14 protein-coding genes are annotated in these 17,478 nt (G+C 43.7%); 3 read left to right on the forward strand and 11 right to left on the reverse strand.

Going from position 1 to position 17,478, the window contains the following annotated elements:
* Positions 1 to 2: 2 nt before the first annotated feature.
* The 3 genes from BQ7344_RS07985 to BQ7344_RS07995 form a co-directional block, all read right to left on the reverse strand.
* A complete protein-coding gene (locus tag BQ7344_RS07985) occupies positions 3 to 1,103 on the reverse strand; it encodes an ABC transporter permease (protein ID WP_072522149.1) in 1,101 nt (366 codons plus the stop codon).
* Positions 1,075 to 2,613 carry an ABC transporter ATP-binding protein gene (locus BQ7344_RS07990; protein ID WP_072522150.1) on the reverse strand — a complete coding sequence of 513 codons (1,539 nt, stop codon included), beginning with the start codon at positions 2,611 to 2,613 and terminating at the stop codon, positions 1,075 to 1,077. The genes BQ7344_RS07985 and BQ7344_RS07990 overlap by 29 nt, the downstream gene beginning before the upstream one ends.
* A 207-nt stretch (positions 2,614 to 2,820) precedes the next feature.
* Entirely contained in the window at positions 2,821 to 4,014 is a 1,194-nt protein-coding gene (locus tag BQ7344_RS07995) for a BMP family ABC transporter substrate-binding protein (protein ID WP_227196328.1), read from the reverse strand.
* A 334-nt stretch (positions 4,015 to 4,348) separates the two neighbouring features.
* On the opposite strand from BQ7344_RS07995, the gene BQ7344_RS08000 reads away from it, so the two are divergent.
* The 3 genes from BQ7344_RS08000 to BQ7344_RS08010 all read left to right on the forward strand — a co-directional run bounded on the left by BQ7344_RS08000 (position 4,349) and on the right by BQ7344_RS08010 (position 7,208).
* On the forward strand, positions 4,349 to 5,398 hold the full coding sequence (locus BQ7344_RS08000; protein ID WP_072522152.1) for an ABC transporter substrate-binding protein: 1,050 nt from the start codon (positions 4,349 to 4,351) through the stop codon (positions 5,396 to 5,398).
* A 95-nt stretch (positions 5,399 to 5,493) separates the two neighbouring features.
* Entirely contained in the window at positions 5,494 to 6,414 is a 921-nt protein-coding gene (locus tag BQ7344_RS08005) for an ABC transporter permease (protein ID WP_072522153.1), read from the forward strand.
* Positions 6,414 to 7,208 (forward strand): ABC transporter ATP-binding protein, encoded by a 795-nt coding sequence (locus BQ7344_RS08010; protein ID WP_015541825.1) that lies wholly within the window; start codon positions 6,414 to 6,416, stop codon positions 7,206 to 7,208. The genes BQ7344_RS08005 and BQ7344_RS08010 overlap by 1 nt, the downstream gene beginning before the upstream one ends.
* 895 nt (positions 7,209 to 8,103) lie before the next feature.
* Here BQ7344_RS08010 and BQ7344_RS08015 read toward each other — a convergent pair.
* The 8 genes from BQ7344_RS08015 to BQ7344_RS08050 all read right to left on the reverse strand — a co-directional run bounded on the left by BQ7344_RS08015 (position 8,104) and on the right by BQ7344_RS08050 (position 17,424).
* Positions 8,104 to 10,257 carry a Tex family protein gene (locus BQ7344_RS08015; protein WP_072522154.1) on the reverse strand — a complete coding sequence of 718 codons (2,154 nt, stop codon included), beginning with the start codon at positions 10,255 to 10,257 and terminating at the stop codon, positions 8,104 to 8,106.
* An 11-nt stretch (positions 10,258 to 10,268) separates the two neighbouring features.
* Positions 10,269 to 11,018, reverse strand: a complete 750-nt coding sequence (locus tag BQ7344_RS08020; protein WP_072522155.1) for a DUF975 family protein — start codon at positions 11,016 to 11,018, stop codon at positions 10,269 to 10,271.
* Positions 11,019 to 11,060: 42 nt separating this feature from the next.
* Positions 11,061 to 12,257 (reverse strand): hypothetical protein, encoded by a 1,197-nt coding sequence (locus BQ7344_RS08025; protein WP_072522156.1) that lies wholly within the window; start codon positions 12,255 to 12,257, stop codon positions 11,061 to 11,063.
* Between the two features lie 43 nt (positions 12,258 to 12,300).
* Positions 12,301 to 13,509, reverse strand: a complete 1,209-nt coding sequence (locus tag BQ7344_RS08030; RefSeq protein ID WP_072522157.1) for an aspartate kinase — start codon at positions 13,507 to 13,509, stop codon at positions 12,301 to 12,303.
* A 23-nt stretch (positions 13,510 to 13,532) separates the two neighbouring features.
* A complete protein-coding gene (locus tag BQ7344_RS08035) occupies positions 13,533 to 14,747 on the reverse strand; it encodes a homoserine dehydrogenase (RefSeq protein WP_072522158.1) in 1,215 nt (404 codons plus the stop codon).
* Positions 14,748 to 14,788: 41 nt separating this feature from the next.
* Entirely contained in the window at positions 14,789 to 15,241 is a 453-nt protein-coding gene (locus BQ7344_RS08040; RefSeq protein ID WP_072522159.1) for an ACT domain-containing protein, read from the reverse strand.
* 169 nt (positions 15,242 to 15,410) lie between these two features.
* Positions 15,411 to 16,536, reverse strand: a protein-coding gene (gene prfB, locus BQ7344_RS08045; protein ID WP_143143545.1) for a peptide chain release factor 2 whose coding sequence is annotated in 2 segments (ribosomal slippage) — positions 15,411 to 16,460 and positions 16,462 to 16,536 — 1,125 coding nt in all. Because the reading frame shifts where the segments join, the coding sequence is not laid out codon by codon here.
* A gap of 87 nt (positions 16,537 to 16,623) precedes the next feature.
* Positions 16,624 to 17,424 (reverse strand): MBL fold metallo-hydrolase, encoded by an 801-nt coding sequence (locus BQ7344_RS08050; protein ID WP_072522161.1) that lies wholly within the window; start codon positions 17,422 to 17,424, stop codon positions 16,624 to 16,626.
* Between the last annotated feature and the right edge of the window lie 54 nt (positions 17,425 to 17,478).

Consider the following 17,478-nt stretch of genomic DNA (forward strand, 5'->3'; position numbering starts at 1 on the left):
TCCTATTTTTTCGCACGCTTAACTCTGTAATTGATAAAGAATTCTGCACCGATCAAGAAAAACAGAATGATACCGAGGATAACATCGGATGCATTCTCATTCAAACCATACTGTGTTGCAATCTGTACCGCACCCTGATTCATAAATACAATACCGAAAGAAACAGCTACCATAATAAAAGTATTAAATTTGGAAAGCCATGCAACAATGATTGCCGTAAATCCACGACCGCCAGCTGTCGCAGTGGAAATTGTATGACTTGCACCACTGACAATAACAAATCCGGCAATACCACAGATTGCACCGGAGATTGCCATAGTACGGATAATGACTTTCTTTACATGGATACCTGCATATTTTGCAGTGTTTTCGCTCTCTCCGACTACTGCGATCTCATAACCCTGTTTGCAGTATTTCAGATAGATAAACATACCAACAGTCAGAATCAGAACAATAAGTACATTCCATCCATATTTCTGACCAAACAGCTCCGGAAGCCATCCGGCCTGGGTTGTCTGGTTGATAATACCAACCGTGTTGGAACCTTTGGGGTTCTCCCAGAAAACGATGCAGTATGTAACAACCTGCATGGCAACATAGTTCAGCATCAGGGTAAACAGAGTTTCATTTGTATTCCAGTATGCTTTGAACACTGCCGGGATCATTCCCCAGATCATACCACCAAGCGCACTTGCAACAAACATCACGATCAGAAGCACTACCGGAGACATTTTATCCCCTGCATAAATCATCACTGCTGCAGAACATGCTCCACCAATCAGAATCTGACCTTCTGCACCGATATTCCAGAATTTCATTTTGAATGCCGGTGCCAGACCGATTGCGATACACAGAAGCACCATCGTATCACGGATCGTCTGCCAGATACGGCGCTCGGAACCCATTGCTCCGTCCCAGATTGCCTTATATACATCCACTGGATTCATTTTGACCAGTGCTACGATTACTGCTCCACACACAATCAGTGCAAGAATCAGTGCTATAAAGCGAATCAGAAGTCTTTCCTGCCATCCGGCCTTATTTCTTCTTTTGCTTACCTGTAAGAAAGGTTCTTTATTCATTGACAGCCCCTCCTTTTTCATGTTTCGTCATGAGAAGACCGATTCTCTCTTTTGTTGCAGTCCTTCCGTCAACCACTCCGCTGATTCTGCCTCCACAAAGTACGGCAATACGGTCGCAAAGTTCGAGTACCACATCCAGATCCTCGATTACGCAGACTACAGCAACACCTTTTTTCTTCTGCTCATTGAGAAGCTGATAGATGACATGAGAAGTATTGATATCCACACCACGTGTCGGGAATGCAACAAGAAGTACCTTCGGGCTCTGTGCGATCTCACGGCCAACCAGAACTTTCTGCACATTTCCACCGGACATCTGACGAACCGGAGCAGAAATACTCGGAGTCATAACTTCGAGCTGATCTTTAATCCTTGTGGCCAGTTCTCTCGGTCCTTTACGTTCCAGGAAAGGTCCCTTTCCATTGCGGTAGCTTCGAAGCATCATATTGTCGGTCATATCCATGTCTCCGACAAGTCCCATACCGATACGGTCTTCCGGGACAAACGCAAGACTGATTCCCGCTTCATTAATAGAAATGGAATCCATTTTGGAAAGCTCCATACTTCCGCCATTGTCATCCAGCAGACGGATTGAACCACTTTCCACATCCTGTAATCCGGCAATTGCTTCCAGAAGTTCCTTCTGTCCGCTTCCTGAAATACCTGCAATACCGAGAATCTCGCCTGTATTGACCGAAAGATCAACATCATCCAGCGTCTTTACATCATCTTTATCTTTGCAGTTCAGCCCCTCGATCACCAGACGTTTCTTAACATTTTCCGGTTTCGGACGCTCAATATTCAGATCGACCTTAGCGCCTACCATCATCTCGGAAAGGCTCTGCACATTTGCTTTTGCGGTCTCCACAGTATCAATGTACTGTCCTTTTCGAAGAATTGCCACACGATCCGATAAAGCCAGCACTTCCTGCAGTTTATGTGTGATAATGATGATCGCACATCCGTCATCACGCATATTTCGCAAAATATCAAACAGACGGTCGGCTTCCTGCGGTGTCAACACCGCGGTCGGCTCGTCAAGAATCAGTATTTTCGCACCGCGGTACAACATTTTTACGATTTCTACAGTCTGTTTTTCCGAAACAGACATCTCGTATATTTTTTTTGAAAGATCCAGATCAAAACCATATTTATTTACCAGTTTCTGAATATCTTCCGTGATTTTTTTCATATTGAGTCTTGCCTTACCCGGCAGTCCCAATACGATATTCTCGGCTGCTGTCAACACATCTACAAGCTTAAAGTGCTGATGTACCATACCGATTCCCAGTTCGTAGGAATCTTTTGGTGAACGGATCGTTACTTCTTTACCATTTACAAAAATATGTCCCTCATCCGGATAATAAATTCCGTAAATCATATTCATCAGAGTCGTCTTGCCGCTTCCGTTTTCACCTAAGATTGCAAGAATCTCCGATTTTCTCAGCGTGAGATTTACATGATCATTCGCCTGGACTGATCCAAAACGCTTGGAAATATCTTTAAGTTCAAGTGCATAAGTTTCTCCCACTGTCATTCCCTCCTTTTATCCCAGTCATAAAGTCATCCCTTTATGACCTGATTTCCATATCACAAATTGTCATATGTGCAAAAGGAACCTCCATATCCAATCGGAGATTTCCTTTACACATATAACAAAAACCAGCATACGCGCCACCTTGATGTGCAAAGTAAAAAAGCAGAGCTGCTGGCAAGCAGCTCCGCCTGTTCAAAAGTCTTATTCTGTGATGGATGTAATTCCGTCGATTGCTATATCAAATGCCGGTGCAGAACCATATTCTGATTCATGGAAGTATCCGTCAGAAATGTATTCTGTATCACTGCCGTCTTTCTTATAGGTAGTAAGTTCTTTGCCATCTACAGTAAATGTAGAAGTATCAAATACATGAAGGGATCCATCTGCAAGTGCATCTTCAACTTCTTTTACTTTTTCATCTGTTCCTTCTGCTACAACTTTCTCATTGAGAGGTGTGATCTTGTCAGCACCCTCGGAGAAGCCTTTGCACCAGTCAGTGTCGATTGCTGTTCCATCAAGCATGCACTGTACTGCATATGTGTAATATACACCCCAGTCCATAGATGCGGATGTAAGTGCTTCATTCGGAGCAACGGATGTCATGTCGATGTTATATCCAACGCAAGGAACACCTGCTGTTTCACAAGCTGTAGGAGCACCTGTAGTATCTGCATGCTGGCTGATCAGGACACATCCGTCAGAGATCAGTGCATCTGCACATTCTTTTTCGAGGTCAAAGCTTGCCCAGCTGTTTGTGTATTTAACTTCCATAGTTACGGATGGGCATACGCTCTTAGCACCAAGATAGAAAGAAGTATATCCGGAAATAACCTCTGCATATGGGAATGCACCAACATAACCCATCTTGCAGTTATCTTCTGTAATTGTGCCGTCTTTGATCATCTCATTCAGTTTGAGACCGGCAACAACACCGGATACATAACGAGCTTCATAAATATTTGTAAAATAGTTGTGCATATTGGAAAGTCCGCTTGCTGCTGCCTGAGTTCCTGTTGCATGGCAGAACTGTACGTCCGGATACTCTCCTGCTGCTTCAAGGATATAGGTCTCATGACCGAAGCTGTTTGCAAAAATAATCTGACATCCCTGATCTGCAAGGTCTGCTGCTGCATCATAGCATCCTTCGTCTTCACCGATCAGTGTTTTCTCGATAACCTGTGAATCATCAAGTCCAAGATTTTCTACCATTTCATCAATACCAGCCATATGTGCAGCTGTATAGCCTTCGTTTTCATCACCGATGTAAATCGCACCAATCTTTAAATCTTCTTTTGCAATGCCTGCACCACTTTCACTGTCGTCACTTGCATATACAGGTGCTGTCATCGTAACTGCCATTGCTGCTGCAAGTCCAATTGCCAATGCTTTTTTCATCTTTCTTTCCTCCATTTCTCCTCTTACTCCTGTTACCGAACAAAAGAGGCACAACAATTTCTGTTACGCCTCTTTGCAAGTGCTTTTACTATACATTCCATTTTGTGAATTGTCAATAAATTCAAGCAAAAACGCATTATTTATTTGACACCCTAATTTTTTTTGTATACTTATAAGAAAGGAATCAGCAAAATACATTCACTTTATTTATTTTTTCATTCCGCTTTGGTTGATTTTTATTTATTGCTTCTTGACTTCTTCGCGTTAAAGCGTTATACTTTAAAAAGTTAATTCGATTCGGAACGTGAATCAACAATACAGGAGGACTTAAAATATGAAAAAGCAGATTTTAGCAGGCGTTCTGTCTGCAACAATGGTAGTTGGCATGGGTGGTGTCAGCGTATTTGCAGCAGATGGTGCCGACGATAAAACTTATAACATCGGTATCTGCCAGCTCGTACAGCACGAGGCTCTGGATGCTGCAACACAGGGATTCAAAGATGCCATTACAGAAGAACTTGGCGACAAAGTGACATTTGATGAACAGAACGCACAGGGTGATTCCAATACCTGTTCTACTATCATCACAGACTTTGTTTCCGATAATGTAGACCTGATTCTTGCAAACGCAACTCCTGCTCTTCAGGCAGCTGCAGCAGGTACTGCAGATATCCCGATTCTCGGAACCTCTGTTACAGAATACGGTGTAGCACTTGACCTTGACGATTTTGACGGAACTGTTGGAAATAATATTTCCGGTACATCAGACCTTGCTCCACTTGAAGATCAGGCAGCAATGCTTAACGAGCTCTTCCCGGATGCCAAAAATGTCGGACTTGTTTACTGCTCCGCAGAAGCAAACTCCCAGTATCAGGTAGATACAGTAAAAGCAGCTCTTGAAAAATTGGGTTACACCTGTGAATACTATGCATTCTCAGATTCCAACGATCTTTCTTCCGTAGCTACAACAGCTGCTACAGAAAGTGATGTTATCTACTTACCAACAGATAACACCGTTGCATCCAACACAGAAATCATCAACAACATCTGCCTTCCGGAGAAAGTTCCGGTAATCGCCGGTGAAGAAGGTATCTGCGAGGGATGCGGTGTTGCCACTCTTTCCATCAGCTATTATGACCTCGGTGTTGCTACCGGTAAGATGGCTCTGAAAGTTCTGGTAGACGGCGAAGATATTTCCAAAATGCCGATCGAGTATGCACCACAGTTCACAAAAGAATACAATCCGGAAATCTGTAAAGAACTCGGAATCGAAGTTCCGGATGACTATGTTGCAATCGGTGCAGACGCAGAAGAAGAAACTTCTGAGGACGATGCAGATGCTGCAGACGATACAGCAGAAGAAACAACTGAAGAAGCTGAATAATTTTTCTCATAATTAAGCCCAAAACACAAATTTATACAGACAGCGGGAGAGGAATATCCTTTCTCGCTTTCTGTGTCGTCAGGAGGAATCACAAAATGAATATTCTTAGCTTAGTAAACGCACTCCCGGGTGCAGCCGCGCAGGGGCTGATCTGGGGAATCATGGCGATCGGTGTCTATCTTACCTTTCGTATTCTGGATGTTGCCGATCTGACTGTTGACGGTACCATGTGTACCGGCGGTGCTGTCTGTGTCATGATGTTGATGAGCGGGCATAATATCTGGGTGTCCATGCTTGCCGCTACCGGAGCCGGAATGCTTGCAGGACTCGCAACCGGAATCTTTCACACCTTCATGGGAATCCCGGCAATCCTCGCCGGAATCCTGACACAGCTTGGTCTCTACTCTGCCAACCTCAAGATCATGGGTAAGGCAAATCAGGCAGTCAACGGAAACAAATACAATCTTCTTGTTTCCCTTCGTAATGTAAAAGGTGTTCCATTTTATCAGAATACCATTCTGATCGTTGCCATTTTTATCGTCGTGCTGATTGCAATTCTCTACTGGTTCTTCGGAACAGAACTCGGATGTTCACTCCGTTCTACCGGATGTAATCCGAATATGTCCCGTGCACAGGGAATCAATACCAATGTATGTAAAGTACTCGGCCTGATGATCTCCAACGGTCTGGTTGCACTTTCCAGTGCACTTCTGGCACAGTATCAGGGATTTGCCGATGTTAACATGGGACGTGGAGCAATCGTTATCGGTCTTGCTGCAGTCATCATCGGCGAAGCGATCTTCGGACGTATTTTCCGCAATTTTGCACTTCGTCTTCTGAGTGTTGCATTCGGTTCTATTCTCTACTATCTGGTACTTCAGACAGTTATCTGGCTCGGAATCGACACTGACCTTCTGAAGATGCTGTCTGCACTTGTTGTAGCTGTCTTCCTTGCAGTACCTTACTGGAAAACAAAATATTTTACAAAACCTACGAAACGTGGAGGTAACAACTGATGCTTGAGCTGAAAAACATATATAAAACATTTAATCCGGGAACCATCAATGAAAAAGTGGCTCTGAACGGTCTGAACCTCACACTGAATGAAGGTGATTTTGTTACTGTTATCGGTGGTAACGGAGCCGGTAAATCTACCATGCTGAATGCAGTTGCCGGCACATGGCAGGTCGATGAAGGACAGATCATTATCGATGGTATCGATGTCACCAAATTATCCGAACACAAAAGAGCCGCATATCTCGGTCGTGTATTTCAGGATCCTATGACCGGAACTGCTGCTACTATGGGAATCGAAGAAAACCTTGCTCTTGCAAAACGCCGTGGCAAAACACGTTTACTGAAACCGGGAATCACAAAGAAAGAACGTGAAGAATATAAAGAACTGCTGAAAGTTTTAGGTCTCGGACTGGAAGACCGTCTTACTTCCAAGGTCGGACTTCTCTCCGGTGGACAGCGTCAGGCACTGACACTTCTGATGGCTACACTGCAGAAACCAAAGCTTCTGCTTCTGGATGAGCATACTGCTGCCCTCGACCCGAAGACCGCAGCCAAAGTACTTGAAATCACAGAAATGATCGTCAACCGTGACCATCTGACAACTATGATGATCACTCATAATATGCAGGATGCGATCACACATGGAAATCGTCTGATCATGATGATGGAAGGTAAGATCATTCTGGATATTCAGGGCGAGGAGAAAAAGAAACTCACCGTGAGAAATCTGCTGGATCAGTTTGAGAAAGCAAGCGGACAGGAGTTTAGTAATGATTCTGCTCTGCTGAGCTAGGATGGGAAATAAGTAAATTTATTGTTTTCACGCATCCTATAAAAATTATATGATTCTTTATGTTATATATGAAATATAAAAAGATATGATTTCGTCAACAGCTTCGAAATCCGGAAGTGCTAAGGAATAATCCGAATGCTAATTGCATTCATAAAAATCACAAACTCGCTGACGCTCAGACAGTGTGATTTTTATGAATAACGCATCCGGAACATTCCTAAGAACTTCTCGGATTTCTGCAGAGGCTGACGAACCATATCTTTTTTAATTACAGGTAGTTGTCGAATGAATCATCTATGTTTTTGTTGCTGAAATTCGATGCTTTTCTAATCCCTACACAAGCATTTCCCTTAATTTTATTATTTTCAATAACTTCTTATATTTCCCCTTCCATCCGGTGCTCAGCTACCTCCTGCCCGGAGGGTACCCGGACCACGCGCCGTTCAAAGCAATCTATAATAGGATAATTTCGATGGCGCGCTACACTGCTTCCTTCCCACGCACCACTAGCAATAGCGCTGTCCAGGACGATGGGGATTGCTGTAAAAAACGACAAGGCAAAAAAGGATCGGCTGATATTCGCTCTATGACCTATTGTGGTGAGAGAATACTCGTGCAGGTGCATGTGTATTAAGTTCCGAAACATCTGCAAGAGTCCACAGAAATACTTGATTATATCCTGGCTGTGTTATGGATCATAAAGTGCAATGTCTGAGCCGTCAGGCGAGTTTTGCACTTTTGATCCATGTATTTAACAGACAGGGAATAATCTTAGTATTTCTGGACGATGAAGCCGTTTCTGAACTCGATACACATTCATCCTGCACACATCATCCTCACATTTAGTCATTGGCAGCGAATATCTGCCGATCCTTTATATACTATTTACTTTATTTTACTTAATCCCCTTCATGGACAAGCTGATTCTCTTCTTCTTCATATCCACTCCAAGTACTCTTACATCCACCACATCCCCGACAGAAACTGCCTCAAGCGGATGTTTAATATATCTCTCACTCATCTCGGAGATATGCACCAGTCCATCCTGATGAACACCGATATCCACAAATGCCCCGAAATCAATGACATTACGGACAGTTCCCTTAAGGATCATACCTTCTTTGAGGTCTTTCATATCAAGTACATCTGTACGAAGTACCGGTTTCGGCATCTCATCACGTGGATCTCGTGCCGGTTTTTCCAGTTCTTTTACAATATCGCGAAGTGTCGGCTCACCGACTCCCAGCTCTTCTGCAAGCTTCTTATAGTTCTTAATCTGTTTTGAAATACCACTCAGCTTACCGCCCGTAATATCTTCCGGTGTGTATCCAAGCTTTTCAAGAACTTTCTTTGCTGCATCATAGCTTTCCGGATGCACACTTGTCGCATCAAGCGGATTCTTGCCTCCGGTGATACGCGCAAAACCTGCACACTGCTCAAACGCTTTCGGTCCGAGTTTCGCTACTTTGAGAAGCTCACGACGGCTTTCAAATCTGCCGTTTTCTTCACGGTATGCAACAATATTTTTCGCGATCACTTTACTGATGCCGGAAATGTATTCCAGAAGGGACGCGGAGGCTGTATTCAGGTCCACACCGACTTTATTTACACAGTCCTCTACAACACCACTTAAAGCTTCGCCAAGCTTCTTCTGGTTCATATCATGCTGATACTGACCGACACCGATAGACTGCGGTGTGATCTTAACCAGCTCTGCAAGCGGGTCCTGCAGACGTCTTGCGATTGAAGCCGCGCTTCTCTGTCCTACATCAAAATTCGGGAACTCTTCCGTTGCCAGTTTACTTGCAGAATATACGGACGCACCTGCCTCATTTGTGATCACATACTGTACTTTTTCCGGAATCTCTTTGAGAAGTTCTACAATGATCTGTTCAGATTCTCTGGATGCAGTTCCGTTTCCAAGAGAAATCAGAGATACATTATATTTTTTGATCAGTTTTTTCAGGGTTTCTTTTGCCGCACGTATCTTTGCATCATTTGTCGGTGCAGTCGGATAAATAACTGTTGTATCAAGAACCTTTCCTGTCTCATCTACAACTGCCAGCTTACAGCCTGTACGGAACGCCGGGTCCCATCCGAGTACCACTTTGCCAACGATTGGAGGCTGCATCAGAAGCTGTTCCAGATTCTTGCCAAATACATGAATTGCTCCGTCCTCTGCCTTTTCAGTCAGGTCACTTCGGATCTCACGCTCGATTGCCGGCGCGATCAGACGTTTGTAACTGTCCTCTACAACTTCACGGAGAACTGGCTTTGTGACCGGATTATCTCTGGTGATCACCTGTTTCTGAAGCCATCCCATTGCCTCGTCTTCCGGTGCACTGATCTTGACAGTGAGCATTTTTTCTTTTTCACCACGGTTCAGCGCAAGCACACGATGTCCTGCAAGTTTTTTGATCGGTTCTTCAAATTCATAGTACATCTCATAAACAGAAGATTCCTCAGGATTTTTTGCTGCAGATACTACAGTTCCTTTGTCCATGGTAAGTTTACGGAGATAGATACGGTAATCCGCTTCATCAGAAATATGCTCTGCGATAATATCTTTTGCGCCATTAATCGCATCTTCTATCGTTTCCACACTTTTTTCTTCAGATAAAAATGCCTTTGCTTCTTCTTCAAGAGATTTATTTGTCATCTGAAGCATGATGATATTTGCCAGTGGCTCCAGACCTTTTTCTTTTGCTATGATTGCACGTGTACGACGTTTCGGACGATAAGGACGATAAAGATCCTCAACGACCACAAGTGTCTGCGCATCCAGAATCTGTTTTTTCAGTTCCGGGGTCAGCTTTCCCTGTTCCTCGATGCTTCCAAGCACCTGATTTTTCTTGTCTTCCAGATTTCGAAGATAAGTCAGTCTTTCGTGAAGTGTACGAAGCTGTTCATCATTCAGAGAACCTGTAGCTTCTTTACGATAACGGGAAATAAAAGGAATTGTGCAGCCCTCATCAATAAGTTTGACAGCTGCCTCCACCTGCCATTTTTCTACTTTAAGTTCTCTGGTTATGACCTGAATAATGTCCATTATGTTCTCCTTTATGTCTCACTGTAAAATGTATTATTTTGCGGCTCTGTACCAGCCAGTTCCATATAAAAGACTGTCTCACTCATATAAATATAAGGGAAGAGCCAGAGAAGACCGATATACATCGAAAAAAGTGATAAAATCGCCAGCGGAATAAAACTGAGCATCATCAACCAGTATTTCAGGATATGTCCTCTCATCAAACATGCACTTGTTTTCAGTGCTTCTATTCCGCCCATTTCCGGACTGTCTGCAATCAGACAGAAAGTCAGCATAAACGGGCTCGTCAGGATTACCTCCAGAACAACTCCGACCAGAAGCATCACAAGACACAGCTCGAGCCATGCAATCTGCTCTGCTTCCGTGTTTCCTGCTTTCACTATAAATGACACGTAGTAAAATGGCAGCTGCGCCACAGTATTCAGAAGTGAAAGAATAAATCCTGCCACCAGCACCCGATCCGGTCCGTTGTGAAACAGATAAAGAAGGTTTCCTAAGGAAACCTCCCTGTCACGAGCCATATTCAGAAGCATGTAGCTGTATCCTGCCCGAAAGACCATGGCAATCAGTGAAAAGACAAATACAAAGACCTGTCCTGCCACCATTGGCCATAGTGTGCTTCCGGGAAATAATTGTATGGAAAGTATATTTCCGATAAAAGTTACCGCGCCAACTGCGAGTACACCGGCAATTGCAGAACCCCAGTGTCCACTGAGGTTCATTTTTGCCTGTTTTTTCCAGTATTTTATACTGCCGTTCATAAAAACTCCTTTTCAGCAGTTTTGAAAAAAGTACTTCCGGTTTTATTCATGATGAGCTGTTACGGAAGCAGCTTTGTTGCTGTCCTCATCTTTGTTAAACCAGAATTCCACATAGTTTCTGATCTTTGAATCTTTATTCGGATAAATTCTTAAATAATCATCATTTTCTTCGGAAATGTAGCCTTTTTCATCTGCCATTTTTATAAGTTCTGTCTTGTCCGCTCCAAGTGTAATGTCTCCGGAGAGTTTCATTGCAATACTTTCCGGATCATAAGTTGCGAAAGACAGTTCTCTGACAAAACAGTTCTCAAGAGCCGTTGCATTTTCTATCTCGTTATAAACAGAAAAATGAATGCTCTGATTGTTTTTCATCATATCGATAAATGCAATTCCGCCACCCTCTACATACGGAGTGTCCTCTGCATCCTGGATTTCCCATCCGTTTGCTGTAAAAGCAGATACCGGTGCCGGAAGACTGTAAAGATCTCCCATGTATTCGACAGCTGTATCCAGCATATCACTTCCCAGTGCGTCCGGTGCTTTATATGCGGTAACGATATCCGGAACCTCATCGCTGACTGCTCCCTTATCGTATTCTTCCGGTTCCTCAAGGTTTTCCATATCTACTTTTTTGAGTGTATTATCATCTTTAAATACAGACAACTCAACTTCCTGATACGTATCCTTCTCATAGGTCACCTTTGTATAAAGATCGCCCTCATACGTATCGCTCGGATCTCCATATGCTGCCTTAATATCATCCAGAGTAGATTTTCCAAGCTCAATTCCGCCCGGAAGCTTTACGGAAACGGATGTCAGATCAATGTCATAGCTTCCATCTACTGTAATTCCACCGATCAGGCTGTCTTCCAGTCCCACTTCATTGATTCCAAGATTCATGACCTCTGCACTGACACTGTTCTTGCCTTTGTTGAAAGATACAAAGCCATAAGAATTTGTTGATATTTTCATATCTGGGTCTTCTCTGGAGCTTAACTCCCATCCCATACCGACAAAATCCTGATAGGTCATAGGAAATTTCATTATCTGACCGTCAAACTCCATGCTGAAACTGTAAATATCATCCCCCAGCCCCTCTGCGATCTCAGAATCAGTCGCTTCTCCTGCTGCTTCTGTTGTTTCGGCAGCCGCTTCTTCTGTCGCATCTGCTGCAAATGCAGATACCGGTGCCATCATCATGCATGCTGTCAGTACCATCGCTAATGTTTTCTTTCTCATAAGTAATTACCCCCTGTGCTTTTTATTTATTTAATCTGCAGGATCAGTCCGCAAGATTAAAAGCATCATGTACAGCGTTCATTGCCCTTACGCCGTCTTTTTCGTTGATCAGAACGGTGACACGGATCTCGGAAGTAGAGATCATGTTGATGTTGACCCCTTCATTATAAAGGCTTTCAAACATCTTAGCTGCAACACCCGGATTGCTCATCATTCCGGCGCCAACAATGGAAAGTTTCGCAATATTTCTTTCGGCATGCAGTTCCTGATAGCCAAGACGCGTCTTATGTTCTTCCAGTGCTGCCATCGCATCATCCAGATCTTTGCCGTCAACAGTAAAGGAAATATCCTTCGTGCCGGCACGTCCGATAGACTGCAGGATCACATCTACGTTGATATGTTTTTTGGCAAGTACATCAAATAATTTAAACGCCACACCCGGCACATCTCTAAGTCCGATCACGGCAATTCGTACAGCGTCTGTGTCAAGAGCCACTCCGCTGATCAGCATTCTTTCCACTGTTACTTCCTCCTTTACGACAGTTCCTTCACTGTTATTCAGACTGGAACGTACCACCAGCGGTACGCCATATTTTTTCGCCATTTCGACAGAACGGTTATGAAGCACACCGGCTCCAAGCGTTGCCAGATCCAGCATCTCATCATAAGTGATTTCTTTCAGTTTGCGTGCATTCGGCACTTTTCGCGGATCAGCAGTATAAACTCCATCCACATCCGTGTAGATCTCACATGCGTCTGCATGAAGAGCTGCTGCCAGTGCAACGGCTGTCGTATCAGAACCGCCCCTTCCAAGCGTTGTATAGTCGTCATATTTGTTGATTCCCTGAAAACCTGTAACAACTACGATCTTGCGGTTTTCCAGTTCTCTGCGAATACGCTCTGTATCAATTCTTTTCAGGCGTGCATTTCCATGTACACTGGTCGTATGCATGGATACCTGAAATGCATTCAGGGACACTGCCGGTACTCCCAGTTTGTCCAGTGCCATTGCCATCAATGATACAGACATCTGCTCTCCGATAGTGAAAAGCATATCCATTTCTCTTTTTGGCGGTTTTTCGTTGATATCTTCTGCCATGGTGATCAGCTCATCAGTGTATTTTCCCATTGCAGAAAGTACAACCACCACGTCATTGCCTTTTTTGTATTCTTCTACGCATCGGTTCGCAACATTGTAAATTCTTTCTTTATTCGCTACAGATGTGCCGCCGAATTTCTTTACTATTAACATAGCTTCCTCCCGGAATTATATTTTCAATCCTTTACACGGATCATGGTAATTACATTACCATTTAATTTATGTACCTTTTCTTCGTATGTGCCCTGCTTCATGCATTCTGTGATAAATCCAAATTCGCCCGGAAGATTTTTAAGGTTTACGATCTGCACATTGTCAAACACAGCTTCCACCTGCTCTACAGTCGTACCTTTGACACGTACAAAGAATCTTCCTTCGACTTCATCCATTGTCATAAGCTTCAGAGGACGGCTGGACCAGTTTGTCATGATATTTCTGTGAAGATGTTTTGCTTCATCCACAACATCGGCAACAACGGCACTTGCTGTAGGAAGCTTTCCGGCTCCGCTGCCGTAAAACATCGCATCACCAAGCACGTTGCCATGTACGAAAACTGCATTGAATACATCATTTACACTGTAGAGTGGACTGGTCTGACCTACAAGGAACGGCGCAACCATTGCATAAAAAGAATCGTCCCCAATCTTGCGGCTTGTACCGAGAAGTTTGATCGTCATGCCAAGTTCTTCGGCATACTCCATATCTTCCGGTGTGATCTTTGTAATTCCCTCTGTATAAATATCCTCATAATTGAGAAACCTGCCATATGCCAGTGAAGACAGGATTGCGATCTTACGGCATGCATCATATCCTTCAACATCTGCAGTCGGATCTGCCTCTGCATAGCCTTTCTGCTGTGCTTCTTTCAGAACTGCGTCAAATTCTGATCCTTCTGTCGCCATTTTGTACATCATGTAGTTGGTTGTTCCATTCAGAATACCGGTGATCTCGTCGATCTCATCCGCAGTCAGTGATGAATTGAGTGCACGGATAATCGGAATTCCGCCTCCACAGCTTGCTTCAAATAAGAAGTTGATGTTCTTTGCGCTTGCAATCTCCATCAGTTCCGGACCGTGCTTTGCAACCAGCGCTTTGTTTGATGTGCAGACACTCTTGCCGGATTCAAGTGCACGCTTCACAAAAGTATATGCCGGCTCGATTCCGCCCATAACTTCGACTACAATATCTACTTCCGGATCATTTGCAATGATCTCATAATCATGTACAAGAACTTTTTCGACCGGATCTCCCGGGAAATCTCTCAGATCCAGAACATATTTTACGTTAATCTCTGCACCTGCGCGCTTATTGATGCTTTTGTGGTTTGTATTAATAACTTCCACTACACCGCTTCCAACTGTACCGTATCCTAATACCGCAATATTTACCATGTCTTCCTCCTGTGTAATATGTTACAGTTCATAAATTTTATCTATTCTCTACCGAGTATCTTCAGATAATGGATTCCTTCCTGACTCTCGATTTCTTCTATCATGGCTTCCGCGTCACCCTCGCCCGGCAGAATGTCCACACTGAGCGTAAGAGTCGCGATTCCATTGATCGGAATACTCTGGTGAATCGTAAGAATATTTCCATGGAAATGCGCTATGGTCTGAAGTACTACAGACAAAATTCCCGGCTCATCATCCATCTGAATGATAAAGGTTATCGTCTTTCCTCTCGTTTCTTCATGGAAAGGAAAAATATCATCCTTATATTTATAAAAGGAGCTTCGACTGATCCCGGTCTGCTCTGCTGCTTCCTGTACCGTACTTACCTTCTCGGAATCCAGTAATTTCTTTGCCTGTACAACTTTCAGCAATACCTCCGGAACTGCCCGCTCCCTGACTACAAAATACTTTTTCTTCTGTGTTATTTTTTCCATGTCTGATTTCCTGCTCCTGTTGAATCCACATTCTTTACAGTATATACCCTCGCGGAGATATGTCCGTTTATAAGAGACACGTGTTCTCCTACGAGGGATATCTTACCATATTATGCCCGCTTCTGCAATGGCTTTTATGAATCCTGACAGGCTCCAAGGCTGAATTATGTTACTGTTCAGCCGGTTTCTTTGACAGTGCGATCCATTTCAGATATGCGTTGATAAACGGATCGATTTCTCCGTCCATAACAGCATCTACATTACCGGTTTCTTCACCTGTTCTGTGATCCTTCACCATCGTGTAAGGCTGCATTACATAGGATCTGATCTGATTACCCCATCCGATATCTGTCACTTCACCACGGATACCGGAAAGTTTGGCTTCTGCTTCCTGCTGTTTCAGAAGGAACAGCTTTGCTTTCAGCATCTGCATAGCTTTGTCTTTGTTCATATGCTGTGAACGTTCATTCTGGCACTGTACTACGATTCCTGTCGGGAAATGCGTAATACGGATTGCAGATGAAGTCTTGTTGATATGCTGACCACCGGCACCACTGCTTCGATAAGTATCAATGCGAATATCGTCGTCATTAATCTCTACATCCAGGTCTTTCTTGATATCCGGCATAACATCGCAGGATACAAATGAGGTCTGGCGTTTACCGGCTGCATTAAACGGTGAAATACGTACAAGACGATGTACACCCTTTTCGGATTTCAGATAGCCGTAGGCATTTTCACCATTTACCTGGAAAGTAACGGACTTAATGCCTGCTTCATCACCATCCAGATAATCCAGTACTTCCATCGTAAATCCCTTGCTGTCTACCCAGCGGCTGTACATACGATAAAGCATACCACACCAGTCACAGGCCTCTGTACCGCCTGCTCCGGCATTCAGCTTGATGATCGCATTTTCGCTGTCGTATTCTCCGGACAATAATGTCTTAACACGGATGCTGTCAAAGTTTTTCTCAAATTCATCCAGCATCTCCTGAATCTCCGGAATGATCTCCGGATCATTTTCCTCATAGCCCATCTCGATCATGGTTTCCATATCTTCCATCTGGCTTTCCAGACTGTGATAAATCTCCATGTCATCTTTCATGCTTTTGAGTTCTTTCATTTTTTTCTGGGAAACTTCTGCGTCATCCCAGAAATCAGGCGCTTCCATCTCACGCTCTAATTCTTCAACCCGCTGCTCTTTGTTAGCGAGGTCAAAGTGAATCCCTCACTTCCACTAATGGTTCTGTGTATGTTGCAAGAATGCTCTTGAACTGATCTAATTCAACCACAGCTTCACCTTCTTTCTATAATAATCATAGTAACTGTGCAGTGCTTTCTGCTGAACAGTTACCAGAAATACAATAACATAAAATCCATTATAATTCAATCTTTTCGAGGTCTTCCGGCACATACAGATTGCCGCGGAAATACTTCCGTCCTTCTTCTGTATATAATTGTTTACGACATGCAATATTTTTATCCTCGGTATGATAAAGTATCAGATTTTTTACGCCAAGCAGTTCTGCAAGTTCACTGGCATCCTTTGCTGTGGAATGATGTTTTTCATATGGGTGAAATTCATCTGCCTGATCATACAGGCAAAAAGCTTCGTGAAGCAGCCATTTGCTGTTTTCGGCATATTTTTTCTCACATTCATTGTATGGTTCGTCACCGCAACAGGTAAGTTTCTCGCCATTTCCCATATCCATACAGAATCCATATTGTTTGGCCTTTGTGGACTGAATGTCAAAAAATGTCACCTTATGTCCCATGAGAGTACGCTCTTCGCCGTCATTTACCACTACCATATGAAGTCTGTCACCGATAAAGTCTGTCTGTTTCTTTGGATAAAGCTTCTCTGCCATTTCTTTCAGCAGGCTGATCACTTCATCGTGTCCATAGATCCAGGCTTCCCCCTCATACTGTCCCTGTTTCATATTCTGGCAGATCATGCGGATCATCCAGATAATTCCCATCAGATGGTCGACATGCTTGTGTGTCACAAAAATCTCCCGCATGTCCTTCCAGTCGAAACCAGCCTGTTTTAACTGACGAAGCAGAGTGTTTCCACCTCCGCCGTCGACCAGCAGGTGTTTCTCCCCATCCTGCAGTACAAAGCAGGTGTTGTAGCATTCCGTCACCATTGCATTTCCCGTTCCGAGCATTGTTATATTCACGGAAATTCCTCCTGTGCTTGTTGTGTTGTAGTGTCGCGCTAAAAGCCTCCATTA

This window comes from Blautia sp. Marseille-P3087 (assembly GCF_900120195.1).
In the GTDB taxonomy this organism is placed as follows: Bacteria; Bacillota; Clostridia; order Lachnospirales; family Lachnospiraceae; genus Blautia_A.